We start from the raw sequence: 13,847 nt of genomic DNA, 5'->3' as shown, positions 1-13,847 counted from the left end.
TTAGTCCTTAATAGGGCTTCTTCCTGGCATCTACATATTCAAGCAACTTTTCTTGTGATATGCTTTCTTCACCATAAACCAAAAGGTCTTTCATGACATTGATAGCAATACGGTGGATATCTGCAAAGCTTAGTCCCAAAGCTTTTTGGGCTATGTGGTGTAGGTTTAGTGTATATGATAGGTTAAAGCCGGTTAATTCTAATTCAAGAAGGTGAAGAATATCTTCTTCAGTAGGTAGCGGAAATTGGATAATGTCGTCAAAGCGTCTGAAGAGTGCTTTGTCCAAGGTTTCAGGCATGTTAGTCGCTGCAATAATCAGACTGCGCGAGTCGTCTTTTTCAATCTGTAATAAGAAGCTGTTGAGTACACGTTTAATTTCGCCGACTTCATTTCCCGAAGCACGAGAGGTACCAATGCTATCAAACTCGTCAAACAGATATACGGCACGAAAGTCGTGCATTGCATCAAAAACCAAACGGAGCTTGGCAATAGATTCACCCATGTAACGGCTGATTAAGCCGTCTAGTCTGATAACAAACAACGGTAAACCAAGTTCGCTAGCTAACACGTGCGCACTCATGGTCTTACCACAACCGGGAACACCCGTAAAGAGTAATTTTTTACGTGCTTTCAATCCGTGGCTCTCCAAAAGATCTATCTTCCGTTGTTCATCTAACACGCGTTGCAGCGACTGGCGTACAATAGGGGAGAGCACCATGTCGTTTAGTTTTACATTAGGGTGAATGAGTTCCAAGAGGTCATTCAATTCCTTTTGTGCGCTATTAACAGGAAGCTTTTTGATAATAACAGATTCCTTGCTTTTAGAAAGCTTGGCTTTATCTATCATCTTCTTGAGCTCATCAGCAAGTGCAGAATGACCTTTTCTAGCCTCCGCTGCAGCTATTTGCATAGCCGTAGCGTAGAAACGAGAATCATCTCCTTCTCCGAAAGAACGTATAAGACTCTTTATTTGCTCTGCCGCTGCCATGTGCCTATTTATTGGTGCAAAGATATAAAATACCTTTAAGCTTGTCTAAAGCTAATAAAATTAGTTGGAGACGCAAAAACATAACAAAAATTCTTTACTAAAATTTAAATTATTACGGCTTCCCGTAAAAAACCCAAAAACAGAACCGATTATATTCGTTGAAGCATAGCAGGTCAAGAGAGGAAAATTTCTCAAATTTTCACATATTTTGTGAAATATCATTTAATTTATAAATAGTGGAACTAAACTGGAACTGTTAATCAAACCAAAATCAAAAAACAATAGAAAAATTGATCTCTATGGAGATGGGACGGCAGCACATAAAAAGTAATGCTTGTAGACAGATCCAATAACCAATAATTAATAACAAACAACCAAATCGTCTAAACCGAAATGAACAGCATTATTACTACGACCACCGATACTTTGGATGGTTATACCATTGAAGAATATTATGAACCTATTACGGCCAATGTAGTGGTGGGATCTAATGTGTTCAGTGATATCGCGGCGGGATGGACGGATTTCTTTGGTGGCAGGTCCAAAGGAATTAGCGTTGGTTTTTGGTTCTTTTTTAATTTCCTGTCTCGATGTAATTGATGCCCGGATTGTTACGCTATCACGGTTATGAACGAAAACGAACGTTTAGTGTTCGGATTCGAACAGTTTTATAAGGGCGATAGTTATCCCATAATTCAGATACGCAACATATCGCTTATGGCAAGTTTTTTGATTTTCCTTTATCAATATCAACGCGCGAGATTATGATAAAGACACTTTTTAAAATTTCATGGAGAAACCTTTGGAAGAATAAATCCTTTACGCTGATTAATATAATAGGTTTGGCAATTGGTATGGCAGCATGCCTACTTATTTATACTTACATCAGGTTTGAATTGAGCTATGACAAATTCAATAGCAATGTTGATAGAATTTATCGTTTGTCGGCAGATATAAAACTTCCGAAAGAAACACTTCGGGAAAGCTATTCTGCTTCAGCAGTGGCTTATCAGCTGGCGCAGGATATGCCTGAAATAGAAGATTTCGTACGTTTACTTCCAACCAGTCTGTTAGTACTCAAAGACAATAATAAATACCAGGAATCTCGAACATTCTATGCGGATTCTTCTCTTTTTTCTGTATTCGATCTGCCGTTGATAAAAGGGGATGCAAACACCGCCTTAAAAGATCCTTTCAGTGTTGTCTTATCAGCCTCTACGGCAAAGAAATACTTTGGAGAGGAAGATCCTGTTGGAAAAACATTGCATATTATGCAAGATGCCAAGCCTATAAAAGTAACAGGTGTTATGGCAGATATGCCGCTTGCCTCGAGCTTTCAAGCAGACCTGTTCGTTTCTATAGGTACGTACGGTAAAATATTCAAGTTTCCGGTAAATGATATGTGGGCCAATTTCACGAACGTGTCGTTCCTTCTGCTAAAAAGAAAAACTGATGTCGATCAGCTTGCCAGTAAACTGCCCAGTTTCCTGAAACAAAGAGTTCCGCAAGAACTTAAAGAAAGCAACATGTCTTTTACCCTACATTTGGAGCCTCTAAAAGATATCTATTTAAAGTCAGATCGGATAAGCCATGATAATTTCCAAACGGGAAACCAAAATAATGTTTATATATTCTCCATCATCGCATTTTTTATTTTACTGATAGCGGCCATTAACTTTATTAACCTCACTACGGCAAAGGCAGTTGAGCGATCAAAAGAAGTTGGTATCAGGAAAGTCGCCGGAGCGCACAGAGCACAATTGATCATGCAATTCCTTGCAGAGGGCCTGATTGTTAGCGTTTTTGCCTATCTTGTCAGCTTGCTTTTAGGACAGCTGTTTCTGCCGGCATTTAACGCACTAGCGGGAAAAGAAATCGCTCATACTGTTTTCGAACATTCTAACCACCTTGTATTGTTATTAGCCGTTGCGTTTTCAGTTGGCTTACTTGCAGGTTTATATCCCGCTATTGTATTATCCAGTTTCAAACCTGCGGGTGCGCTAAAAGGTCGGTATATATCATCCTCCAATGGAATTCGGCTTCGTAAAACGCTTGTCGTTGCTCAATTCACCATCTCCATTGCGCTCATCACAATTACGATGATTGTTTACAATCAGCTGCATTTTATGCGGAATAAATCGTTGGGTTTTGATAAGGAGCAAACGTTAGTTGTAGAAACGCGCTTTGATACACAACAGGAAGCGTTTAAAACAGCACTTTCAGATATTCCTGCGGTTAAAGGGGCATCACAGTCAAACAGCATACCTGGCGCTATTAGTAATATGCTCTATACAGAGTTGGAAAATAGTAATGGGGATATGCAGGCTGGCACCATTGATCAATATGTTATTGACTATGAATTCATCCCGCAATATGGAATGAGCGTAATGGCCGGTAGGAATTTCTCGAAAGACTTCGGCGATGATACGACTACCCGGATCCTGATAAATGAAGCTGCTGTACATAATTTGGGGTACACTAATAGCAATGATGTTATTGGTAAAAAGTTTAAATTTAACACGAAAGGAAAAGGTGGTCAGATTATAGGAGTAGTGAAAAACTTTAATTTTCAGTCGCTGCGTCAAGATATCAAACCTTTGAGTATGGCGCTCGGAAAGGTAAATTTTTCCAATTACATTTCCATAAAGCTCCAAGGGAATGATTTATCGGCTACGATGAAAACAATTGAAGATAGATGGAAGCAAACTATTCCCAATCGACCTTTTAATTATTTCTTTGCGGATGAATATGTAGATCAACAATATAAGGCCGAAGTACAATTCGGTAAGTTGTTCCTGAGCTTTACCATGTTTGCCATTTTTATTTCCTGTTTAGGCTTACTTGCACTTACGGCATATAGTGCGCTTCAGCGGCAAAAGGAGATTGGTATCCGGAAAGTTTTAGGTGCAAGTATTACGACGATTGTAAAACTTTTATCTGCTGACTTTCTCAAACCGGTGTTTGTGGCACTTTTTATATCCACACCGATCGTGTGGTTTGCGATGAATACCTGGCTGTCGAATTTTGCTTACCATATTGACGTTGAATGGTGGATATTTGTGTTGGGCGGAGCCTTAGCTATCGTTATCGCTTTTATAACCATATCTTTCCACTCGATAAGAGCTGCTATCATAAAACCTGTAACAAGTTTGAGAGATGAATAAATGAGGAGACAGTAATGTATTGAATTGCCGAAAATTGCATCTTACAATGTATATATCCAACAATCAGTACGTTTCGATAAGGGGTTATTTCTAACGGAGAATTAACTAACCGGTAAAAGCAACCAAGTAATTAATAAACACCTAATCAGTTGGATATTACGGTTTAAATGATGCCATTTCAGATTGATATTGACCATTGCCATTAATATTCGTTTTGCGCCACTTTAAGAGATCAGGGATTACCTTGCCGCTATATAAATAATACAGCGACATGGCCAACAAACTTGATCCGATGGACTTAAAACGGATAATCACCTACATCTAAGATATAGTTTAAACCAAAATTAAAATAAATTAGCGCTATTTTAGCGATACGAAGCTAACTTGTTGATCAGGTAATAACAGATGGTATTTCTATACACAGCGCGGGGTATTTTTGACAGATCTTATGAAAACGGATTATCCTGGGACAGATATATTGCATGGTCGAAACTTTTCCATTTGACTGAGGTAGTTTCTCTCGATTCTCAATTGAACGAACTATTGGTCGAGCCGGACCGTATTCCAATATTTGACCAAGGAACGCTTTGTCTGATGTTTCCGGTTAAAATATTTGTAAGCACATTTTTACTGATCTTTTAGCTGCTTTCTCTTTTTCCGTTTATATTGTCTGAAAGCTTTCATATCCGAAATCGCTTTTGTGATTATTGCCCCGTTGTATCTCCAGCTATAAAACGGAATTTCTTTCTCAAATAACTTCTTCTTAACTTGATAATCAATAATATTATCCAATTGTCTGTCAGCAAAATCTGAGAGTACTCTGGCTTCTTGCAAATTTATTGTGGCAGATGGCGTCCAATAGCGTTTGAAACTATATTGATTGTCCTTTTTCCACTCAATAACGTAAGTGATTCCATCAAAACCCTGAGACCAGTCCTCAATAAATTTATCGCTCGGGATTGGTAAGATATTAAGAGAGTCGATTAATAGCCCAATCTCAGCAGCCTGATTGGGTTTCAACTTAAACGATTTGAAATAATGAGATTCCGTCTGTTTGCCGTCCCAAATTTCGTCTGCATAAAAGATAACCAAGTTTGACTTTTTCGATAGCTCCAAAATATATTTAGTAGAACTTACCCTAAAAAAATCCACATCATCATTAGGATTAACGAGTCCTAACTTCTTAATCATCGGCAAATGGTAAGTTGTCAAAAACGTAGTGTCGCTACCTCTAGTTACTGCAAGTTTCTCCGAAAGAACTTGGCCGTGTAAATCCTTTGGCATCGTAGCTAGCCCATAAACCAAAACTATACAGATAATTGATTTATTCCGCTGAAAGATAAATGATATCAAGTTTATTACTGTAAAAAGGTTCAAGGCCTGGTTTTTCTAAATATTGCTTCGAAGTTAACATTTTCCGGTAGCAGCAGAAATTAAGATCAAGCTCTAGTTTCCGGTTTCCCGTAAAAAAAGAACGCTTCACCTATTTAGCTTTGATGTATAAACTAACAAATTGAATTATGTCAAAAGCACCATTAGGAACACAAGCTAGAACCGGAGAAATTTGTCCGGAATCAGGCGTATGGAAAGTAGTAGGCACCCCTTCAACAACAGCACCAATAGCCAAAGGCAATCGTATGCCTCCATATAATGGAGGGGCCGCTACTTGGGAATTAATAAGCTACGCTTAAACAAAGAGTATCCCATAGACGATGATTTATCGTCTATGGGTTTTATCTGGTCAAACTATTTAATATGGAAACACCAATACAAAACGAAATACACTTCTACCAAGACGGAGACATAATAGTAACGCAGTCTCGCTACATTGCACAAGCTACCACCTACGCAATGAGAAATATATCCTCTGTTAAGCTCAAAAAGATACCGGCGGAAAGAAGGATGGCAATAATTATGTTTTTAGGAGGCTTTTTAATGTTGTTCTCGAGTGATGCCAGGGTGATAGGCGTGCTCCTGATAGCCGTTGCCATTACCCTCTTTGTTTACATTAAAGATGAATTTGCTGTTCGGATAAGTACCAATGCGGGCGAAACCAATACGTTTATTTCGAAAAACAGAGAGCATGTGCAGAAAATCGTAGATGCGCTAAACGAAGCAATAATATATGGCGGATGAAAAGCAGACGAAGTGCTATTTTCTAAATTTCTCAAATTTTCACAAATTTTCCTCTGTAAAACGAGTTTTTGATGGCTGAGGAGAGACCGATAACGGCTTTAGCCCTCATGAACACTAGCAACACGTAACTGGCAACGCAAACCATAAAGGGCTCACAAAGCACAACTGGCAACTGAAAGTTAATAAAACAGCAAATAGAAAAATTAATCAATAAAAAGCGTGATCTATTTTTTTTGACCCATTATTTTACCTCGTTTTTCTATCATTGTACAAACAGATTTTATATCGATAATTATATGGAAATCGCCATAGCCATATTAAGGATGTTAATCATTTACACTCAGGTTTCTGCTTTTAATAACCTTGTAAAGATTCCATCGTTTTGTAGACTTTAATCTTTCTGTGTAAGGAGAAGGCCATTATATGTAATTAAATAGGTTGTTGGTGTAAATTTCTTGTCTTCTACAACATGTTGTTGTACATTAGTAAGTGTGAAAGCTTAGTATCCTAACTTAAAAATCTAAACGGCTGTTTTCAAGTAATAGAGAATTGGTCATGGATTAAAACTTAAACGTATGAAGTTGCTTGTATATATTGAACGAATTAACCTTTTGAATAAATTAATTAAACAAAAAAGGACAGGTAGTCCAAGCGATTTGTCAGATAGACTTGGATTATCAACTTCTCGACTGCATAAAATCATTGAGGAATTAAAGGCAAATGGCGCCCCAATAGCTTATTCGAGACAATACCAGACATATTTTTACAAACACGAATATGAAATTTCATTTTCCGCAACATTTAAGTCATTAAATAATCAAGAAATATCCCTTATATCTGGAGGGACATATTGCACGGCAGATGATATGGAAACTAAAATTGAAAATTTTAGTTTATTGACTGGCTCTATCTAAGGTTTTGGCAGTTTTATTCTTGACGTTATGGATGACAAAGTATTACCCGTGGCTGATCCGGAAATTCTTGAAATTACCTATTTACAGAAGATTAAAGTTAGTTCGCAGATCATATATGTTTTACTGTTGACAGTTGCTTTTACAGCATTGGCCTTGCTTCCTTTTATATATGTAGATGTAAGTGTTAAGTCAACAGGCATGCTGCAAACACCCATGGAAAGAAGCGAAATTCTGGTTCCGATAAATGGTAAACTGGATTATTTTAATTTAAGCGAATATCAAAAAGTAAAAAAGGGAGATACGCTGTTACGGATCGATTCACGAAATTTAACCGATCAGAATTTTTTGATAAACAATCGTATCCGGGAACTGGAATTGCTATTGCAGGATGTGGAGACATTGGGCAGCGTTGATGTCACGGCAAAACAACAGCCTAAGCTAAAAGCACCGAAGTATGTGGCCGCTTGGCAGCAGTCCCGTAAACAACTTACCAATGCGCTGATCTCCAAAACACAAACGCAAAGGGCTTTCGATCGATTTAACCGGCTTCACGAACGGAAAGTCGTCAGTGATGCCGAATATGAAGAACATTTGATGAAAAGGGATCAAGCGGCAGGGGAATACGACTATATTGCCAGTCAGTATAAAACACAATGGCAAAGTGACGCCGATACATACCGTACGGAATTGAGCGGCTTATATAGAGATCGTTCAAATACCAAAAGCCAGGAGATCTTTTACACGGTACTTGCACCTGTAGACGGAAGTGTCCAGAATTTAATCGGTATACAGCTCGGCGCACCTGTTTTCGCCAACCAGAAAATCGCGGAACTGAGTCCCGACTCGTCATTGATTGCCATGATGTTTGTTAAGCCATCCGATATAGGTCTGATTCAAAAAGGTCAATCGATACGGTTCCAGATAGATGCCTTCAATTATAACCAATGGGGCATATTGAGGGGAAAGGTGCTGAATATAGGGGAAGATATGGTGCTGGACGGGAACAAAAACCCGGTATTCAAAGTTATGTGCGAGCTGGACAAGGATCACCTGAAACTCCCTAACGGCTACATCGGTAAATTAAAAAAAGGCATGACCTTACAGGGACGCTTTATTGTGAACAGAAGAAGCCTGTACCAACTGCTCTATGATAAAATAGATGATTGGATCAACCCCAATCTGATAGCGGCAAACAGTTCCGGAGAAGGAAAATAACATTTATGGGAATCAAGGTAAAACAACGGGATATAACAGATTGCGGTGCGGCCTGCCTCGCTTCCGTAGCGGCAAAATACAAACTTAACCTTCCGGTTGCCCGTATAAGACAGATGGCAGGCACGGATAAACGGGGCACCAACGTACTGGGAATCATCGAGGCGGCAGCCAGGATCGGCCTGACCGCCAAAGGTGTCAAAGGACCCTTCGAAAGTCTCAATAAAATCGGACTACCCGCTATAGCACACATTGTCGTTAAAAATGCGCTACATCATTATGTGGTCATCTATAAGGTGACGCCAAAATATATCGAAGTAATGGATCCCGCCGACGGGAAACTGCATAAAAAATCACCTGAGGAATTTAAAGGTGAATGGACCGGTATCCTGATCCTTCTAGCGCCAAATGATAATTTCAGGCAAGGAAATCAAAAGACCTCGACACGTATCCGTTTTTGGTATCTGATCAAGCCCCATAAAACCGTTCTCATACAATCATTGGTCGGGGCCGTTCTATATACCATACTCGGGTTATCGACCGCGTTGTTTGTTCAGAAGATAATCGACTTTGTACTGCCCGACGGTAACCGGAACCTGTTGAACCTAATGGGCACCATCATGGTCTCCGTCCTTGTATTAAAGACGCTCATCAGTGCTTTCAAAACGATATTTACCCTTAAGACGGGGCAGGCCATCGATGCGCATCTGATCCTTGGTTATTATAAGCACCTGACACGGCTCCCGCAGGCTTTTTTTGATAATATGCGGGTCGGGGAGATCATTTCGCGTGTGAACGATGCGGTCAAGATAAGGGCATTCATCAACGATGTATCGCTGAACTTTCTCGTCAATATCTTCATTGTCGTATTCTCCTTCGCACTTATGTTCACGTGGTACTGGAAATTGGCCACGGTCATGCTTTTGGTTATACCGTTCTATTGCCTTGTTTACTACATTACCAACAGGCTCAATAAAAAAGTGCAGCGCAGACTGATGGAAGAAGGTGCCGAGCTCGAATCCCAATTGGTAGAAAGCATCAATGCCATGGGTACCATCAAGCGTTTCGGTCTAGAGGGGCACGCTAATTTAAGGACGGAAGTGCGATTTGTCAGGTTGTTGAAAACGATCTATAAATCCGGATTAAATTCGCTGTTTTCCGTAACTTCTTCCGAGTTTGTTTCCCAATTGTTTACCATTACACTGCTGTGGGGGGGTGCCGGTTTTGTATTGGATGTTGAGATAACACCGGGAGAACTATTGTCTTTTTATGCCCTCATCGGTTATTTCACCGGACCGGCCTCCACACTGATCAGCATGAATAAAACGATTCAGGACGCGGCAATTGCGGCCGATCGTCTTTTTGAAATTATGGATCTGCAACAGGAAGAAAATGACCGAAAAATAGCACTGACAAAAGAGAACATCGGCGACATTGTTTTTGATAAGGTCGGATTCAGGTACGGGACCCGGGTAACGGTATTCGATGAGCTTGATTTATGTATGCCCGTGGGAAAACTTACCGCTATCGTGGGCGAAAGCGGTTCTGGTAAATCGACATTGCTTTCGCTCCTGCAAAACATTTATCCTTTAACCAAAGGCAATATTTACATTGGCGAACACACATTGAAATACATCAGTAACGAATCGCTGCGGAGTATTATCAGCGTGGTACCACAGCAGATTGATCTGTTCAGCGGGAATGTCATTGAAAATATAGCTGTTGGCGATTATGAGCCGGACATACAGCGTATTATTGAGCTCTGCAAGCAATTGGGCATTATTTCATTTATTGAAAGCCTTCCCAATGGTTTCAATACCTACCTGGGCGAGAATGGAGCCAGCCTGTCGGGAGGCCAGAAGCAACGTATAGCGATTGCCAGGGCTTTGTACAAACTGCCTGAAATACTGATCTTGGACGAAGCGACCTCGTCATTGGATCCGGCGGCAGAGGAATATGTACAGCAGGCCATCCACTACCTGCGTAATCAGGGCAAAACGGTGATTCTGATTGCCCATCGTTTAAGTACGGTACAAACTGCGGATAAGATCATTGTTTTGCAGGAGGGCAAATTGCTGGAAGAGGGAACGCATGCGTCATTGATGTCATCAGAAGGCAAGTATTATAGTTTGTGGCAACAGCAGATGCCGATAACAGCCAGCAATTGATATTTCATCTAATAAAATGTAAGTTTAGCGGACAGATCGCGATTATATCTAATGATTAATAAAATGATTGAAACTATAGGGGCTCATGAATATGGTATTCGCAAATACTTTCTGCAAAAGTCCATTCCGGTATTATTCGGAATGTTTTTTTTGATCGATTCTATTTACGTATTCAGTACATCATTTGTTGTTTCTATATTCGATGAATCGCTGTTAGAAACTCCGTTTGACAAGCTTCCACCTTTTAAAGTATTCGTCACTACTGTAATAATGGCTCCCCTATTGGAAACGCTGGTGTTCCAGGTTCTGGTAATTGAGGTATTGCGAAGATTCAGTGTTTCTATGAAGTATGCAATTTTTATTTCCGGTCTTGTTTTCGGCTCGGTTCATCAATATAATGTGGCTTACATGATCGCCATCTTTTTCTCTGGGCTTTTATACGCGTATGCTTACGTAATTGTGAGGTATCGGTTATCCATTTTTAGGTCAGCACTGTTCCTTATAAGTTTACATGCATTGGGGAACTTAATGACTTTTTTTGTTAACCATTTGAGTAAAACGTTGTCATGAAAAAACATACAATCTGATTTTTTTTCTACTCACTGTTTTTTTTGTACACTGGAGGAAATTAACTTTGATAAGTTGATCAACAAAAAGGTGGATTCCGAAAAACCTGAAAATAGAGTAGGAGTATGTAAAGTTTAATGACATATGAATTTTGTTGAATTAGAAATAGCGGAATTCCAAGAATTGGAATTGGCCGAAAAAATAGAAGTAGATGGCGGAAGTATATGGGGAAGAGCTCTTGAATATGCGTTAATGGCTTATGATGCCAGTACAGAATTCATTGGCGGATGGCAAGAAGGATGGAATGCTCCAAGATAATGTTGAACGAAAAAGAAAATAATCATGAAAAAAGAAGAATTAAATTTTGATATAATAGAATTAACTGAATCAGAGCTTATTACAGTTGATGGTGGCGGTTTTTGGAAAGATTTGGGATATTGGGCGGGCCGAGCTTCCAGAGAATATGCTGAATATGCAGCTGAATATGGACAGCATAATGGTTACGGTACCTAATAGACTTAAATAAGCCATAGATATATTAATATATCTATGGCTCACTCAGATAATACATTTTCCAATATTTCAACTATTATAGAACCTTATTCACCCATTATTAGCTTATATTTTATTTGTCTTATTCTGGGTAACAAACGCATTTATAATTTTTGAGTAGATGACTGAAGCAATTGATGGAGTAAAATACAAATTAAATGTCTACCTAACACCGAAGTCATACGGCAAGCTCTTCTTCATTTTTCTTATTGTTAAATTGACCTTTTCAACAGTCACTTCATTTGTCGTGACAATGATTGATCCAAACCTAACATCTAATCCTGTTGAAAAAGAGAGCGATCTATTCATTTTTATGATGTCAGTTGTCGTTGCACCTTTGATAGAAACTTTTGTTTTCCAGTTAGCCGTCATGGAAATTGGCAGAGAATTTATGATAAGCAGAAGATGGTTGATGTACCTATCGGCAATCTTATTCGGTACCGCCCACTTTTATAATTTGATATACGCCTTAACAATGTTCTTTACGGGGCTTATTTTTGCTTACTCATACTTGTTTATCCGGAATAAGTATGATATCGCAAAAGCAACTCTTTTTGTTGTCTCCTTGCATGCAGTTTCTAATTTGGTAGCATTTTTAAATAATAATGTTTTTCATTTTTTCTAGCATAAAAAATTGACGCAACTGAATGTCAAATTCACTGTAATTCATTTGCGCTTGAATACTACCCCCAGAGTTTGCATCGTTCTATTACTTGCTGAATCTAATATAAAGTGTACTTTAGCCTTTTTTTTGAAAGAGATGATTTTTTTATACACTTTCCCTTCCTTACGGCTTCCCGTAAAAGCCCAAAAACAGAACCGATTATATTTGTTTCCGAAACATAGCAGGCTAGGAGGGAAGGCTTTCTCAAATTTTCACAAATTTTGTGAAATATCATTTAATTTATAACTTAGTGGAACTAAACTGGAACTGTTAATCAAACCAAAATCAAAAAACAATAGAAAGATTGATCTCTATGAAGAATGGGACTGGCAGCACACAAAAAGTAATGCTTGTGGACAGATCCAATAACCAATAACAACAACCAAATCGTCTAAACCGAAATGAACAGAATTATTACTACGACCACCGATACTTTGGATGGTTATACCATTGAAGAATATTATGAACCTATTACGGCCAACGTAGTGGTGGGGTCTAATGTGTTTAGTGATATCGCTGCCGGATGGACAGATTTCTTTGGTGGCCGATCCAGCACTTACGAACGGAAGTTGCAGGATATTTATAAACAGGCAATAGAAACACTGTCCGAAAGAGCGAAACGGGTAGGAGCTAATTGCATTGTGGGTTTACGGATCGATGTGGACGAAATCAGTGGTAAAGGCACACAAATGTTTATGATCACAGCTTTAGGTACTCCTGTTAGAGCAACAAAGCAGGGGGAGAAGCAAAGTTTAAACACAGGTAAATCTGTTGATGGCAATCTCGTTAAAGACAAGATTGACGCAAAAATCATTATCGATATCCATATGGACAATCCGAAGTTATCTGGTATTTCGGACGCGAAAATCAATTTTATTCTTGAGAAACGATTTCCAGAATTTGCTCCTTTAGTACTTTCCATTATTCAGCAGAATTACAAGTTGGTGGATTTTGAGACCAAAGAACGCCTGGAAAAATTGTGTAAATACTTTGGCGGAATTGATTCGGCTTTAGCGTCGGCCATCTTGTTCAATGAATTACAGTCAAGCGAAGTTTCCAAAGGCTATAGAATAACCTTAAATGAAATAATAATTACCTATGATCTCATCGATTACGAAGCCGTATTACAAATTCTTAGGAACGAAAATGATGAAATAGCAAAAACTGCCTTAGCTTTTGTAAAAGCCAATAAGCTGAACTATACCGTGGAAGATAAAATGCTGTTGGCGGCAATCAAGCAAGCAGCGGCCGATAGATTCAAACCCATTGTAGAATTCACCACTAAGAAAAAGATGTTCTCTTCGTCTGAAAATGAAGTATGGAAATGTACTTGCGGCAACCTAAACGAGCTGTCTCGTAATCGGTGTTCTTCTTGTACAAAAGATCACTATGGTTTTAGAGAGAATGAAACTAGTGTCGAAGCTGCAACAAAGATTATTGATAATAGGATAGAGGTGATTGAGGAGTTAATGTGAAAAATGG

The 13,847-nt window shown here is 39.0% G+C and carries 14 protein-coding genes; 12 read left to right on the top strand and 2 right to left on the bottom strand.

Annotation, left to right across the window (positions count from 1 at the left end; translation table 11 throughout):
• Positions 1 to 7: 7 nt before the first annotated feature.
• Entirely contained in the window at positions 8 to 988 is a 981-nt protein-coding gene (locus RYH73_RS11150) for an AAA family ATPase (RefSeq protein ID WP_335313510.1), read from the bottom strand.
• 393 nt (positions 989 to 1,381) lie between these two features.
• On the opposite strand from RYH73_RS11150, the gene RYH73_RS11145 reads away from it, so the two are divergent.
• Positions 1,382 to 1,588: a heavy metal-binding domain-containing protein gene (locus tag RYH73_RS11145; RefSeq protein WP_335313509.1), complete on the top strand. Its 207-nt coding sequence runs from the start codon at positions 1,382 to 1,384 to the stop codon at positions 1,586 to 1,588.
• 164 nt (positions 1,589 to 1,752) lie between these two features.
• On the top strand, positions 1,753 to 4,152 hold the full coding sequence (locus RYH73_RS11140) for an ABC transporter permease (RefSeq protein WP_335313508.1): 2,400 nt from the start codon (positions 1,753 to 1,755) through the stop codon (positions 4,150 to 4,152).
• Between the two features lie 627 nt (positions 4,153 to 4,779).
• On the opposite strand, the gene RYH73_RS11135 is transcribed toward RYH73_RS11140, so the two are convergent.
• Complete coding sequence (locus tag RYH73_RS11135; RefSeq protein WP_335313507.1) at positions 4,780 to 5,343, bottom strand: hypothetical protein; 564 nt, start codon at positions 5,341 to 5,343, stop codon at positions 4,780 to 4,782.
• A gap of 329 nt (positions 5,344 to 5,672) precedes the next feature.
• Here RYH73_RS11135 and RYH73_RS11130 point away from each other — a divergent pair, with 329 nt between their 5' ends.
• The 10 genes from RYH73_RS11130 to RYH73_RS11085 all read left to right on the top strand — a co-directional run bounded on the left by RYH73_RS11130 (position 5,673) and on the right by RYH73_RS11085 (position 13,840).
• A complete protein-coding gene (locus RYH73_RS11130) occupies positions 5,673 to 5,843 on the top strand; it encodes a hypothetical protein (protein WP_335313506.1) in 171 nt (56 codons plus the stop codon).
• A gap of 64 nt (positions 5,844 to 5,907) precedes the next feature.
• Positions 5,908 to 6,288: a DUF6232 family protein gene (locus RYH73_RS11125; RefSeq protein WP_335313505.1), complete on the top strand. Its 381-nt coding sequence runs from the start codon at positions 5,908 to 5,910 to the stop codon at positions 6,286 to 6,288.
• Positions 6,289 to 6,863: 575 nt separating this feature from the next.
• Positions 6,864 to 7,202, top strand: a complete 339-nt coding sequence (locus RYH73_RS11120; RefSeq protein ID WP_335313504.1) for an HTH domain-containing protein — start codon at positions 6,864 to 6,866, stop codon at positions 7,200 to 7,202.
• Positions 7,203 to 7,229: 27 nt separating this feature from the next.
• Positions 7,230 to 8,417 carry an HlyD family secretion protein gene (locus tag RYH73_RS11115; RefSeq protein WP_335313503.1) on the top strand — a complete coding sequence of 396 codons (1,188 nt, stop codon included), beginning with the start codon at positions 7,230 to 7,232 and terminating at the stop codon, positions 8,415 to 8,417.
• 5 nt (positions 8,418 to 8,422) lie between these two features.
• Positions 8,423 to 10,582 (top strand): peptidase domain-containing ABC transporter, encoded by a 2,160-nt coding sequence (locus tag RYH73_RS11110; RefSeq protein WP_335313502.1) that lies wholly within the window; start codon positions 8,423 to 8,425, stop codon positions 10,580 to 10,582.
• A gap of 63 nt (positions 10,583 to 10,645) precedes the next feature.
• Positions 10,646 to 11,152 carry a CPBP family intramembrane glutamic endopeptidase gene (locus RYH73_RS11105; protein WP_335313501.1) on the top strand — a complete coding sequence of 169 codons (507 nt, stop codon included), beginning with the start codon at positions 10,646 to 10,648 and terminating at the stop codon, positions 11,150 to 11,152.
• Between the two features lie 141 nt (positions 11,153 to 11,293).
• Positions 11,294 to 11,467 (top strand): hypothetical protein, encoded by a 174-nt coding sequence (locus tag RYH73_RS11100; RefSeq protein WP_335313500.1) that lies wholly within the window; start codon positions 11,294 to 11,296, stop codon positions 11,465 to 11,467.
• 24 nt (positions 11,468 to 11,491) lie between these two features.
• Positions 11,492 to 11,662, top strand: a complete 171-nt coding sequence (locus tag RYH73_RS11095) for a hypothetical protein (protein ID WP_335313499.1) — start codon at positions 11,492 to 11,494, stop codon at positions 11,660 to 11,662.
• Positions 11,663 to 11,822: 160 nt separating this feature from the next.
• Positions 11,823 to 12,326: a CPBP family intramembrane glutamic endopeptidase gene (locus RYH73_RS11090; protein WP_335313498.1), complete on the top strand. Its 504-nt coding sequence runs from the start codon at positions 11,823 to 11,825 to the stop codon at positions 12,324 to 12,326.
• Between the two features lie 440 nt (positions 12,327 to 12,766).
• Complete coding sequence (locus RYH73_RS11085; RefSeq protein ID WP_335313497.1) at positions 12,767 to 13,840, top strand: YbjQ family protein; 1,074 nt, start codon at positions 12,767 to 12,769, stop codon at positions 13,838 to 13,840.
• Positions 13,841 to 13,847 lie beyond the last annotated feature (7 nt).

The organism is Olivibacter sp. CPCC 100613 (assembly GCF_036959255.1).
Classification (GTDB): Bacteria; Bacteroidota; Bacteroidia; order Sphingobacteriales; family Sphingobacteriaceae; genus Olivibacter.
This window is presented reverse-complemented; position numbering and strand designations above follow the sequence as displayed.

Coding starts and splice junctions, on each gene's coding strand:
- RYH73_RS11150 (WP_335313510.1), bottom strand. CDS start 988: ATGGCAGCGGCAGAGCAAATAAAGAGTCTTATACGTTCTTTCGGAGAA.
- RYH73_RS11145 (WP_335313509.1), top strand. CDS start 1,382: ATGAACAGCATTATTACTACGACCACCGATACTTTGGATGGTTATACC.
- RYH73_RS11140 (WP_335313508.1), top strand. CDS start 1,753: ATGATAAAGACACTTTTTAAAATTTCATGGAGAAACCTTTGGAAGAAT.
- RYH73_RS11135 (WP_335313507.1), bottom strand. CDS start 5,343: ATGATTAAGAAGTTAGGACTCGTTAATCCTAATGATGATGTGGATTTT.
- RYH73_RS11130 (WP_335313506.1), top strand. CDS start 5,673: ATGTCAAAAGCACCATTAGGAACACAAGCTAGAACCGGAGAAATTTGT.
- RYH73_RS11125 (WP_335313505.1), top strand. CDS start 5,908: ATGGAAACACCAATACAAAACGAAATACACTTCTACCAAGACGGAGAC.
- RYH73_RS11120 (WP_335313504.1), top strand. CDS start 6,864: ATGAAGTTGCTTGTATATATTGAACGAATTAACCTTTTGAATAAATTA.
- RYH73_RS11115 (WP_335313503.1), top strand. CDS start 7,230: ATGGATGACAAAGTATTACCCGTGGCTGATCCGGAAATTCTTGAAATT.
- RYH73_RS11110 (WP_335313502.1), top strand. CDS start 8,423: ATGGGAATCAAGGTAAAACAACGGGATATAACAGATTGCGGTGCGGCC.
- RYH73_RS11105 (WP_335313501.1), top strand. CDS start 10,646: ATGATTGAAACTATAGGGGCTCATGAATATGGTATTCGCAAATACTTT.
- RYH73_RS11100 (WP_335313500.1), top strand. CDS start 11,294: ATGAATTTTGTTGAATTAGAAATAGCGGAATTCCAAGAATTGGAATTG.
- RYH73_RS11095 (WP_335313499.1), top strand. CDS start 11,492: ATGAAAAAAGAAGAATTAAATTTTGATATAATAGAATTAACTGAATCA.
- RYH73_RS11090 (WP_335313498.1), top strand. CDS start 11,823: ATGACTGAAGCAATTGATGGAGTAAAATACAAATTAAATGTCTACCTA.
- RYH73_RS11085 (WP_335313497.1), top strand. CDS start 12,767: ATGAACAGAATTATTACTACGACCACCGATACTTTGGATGGTTATACC.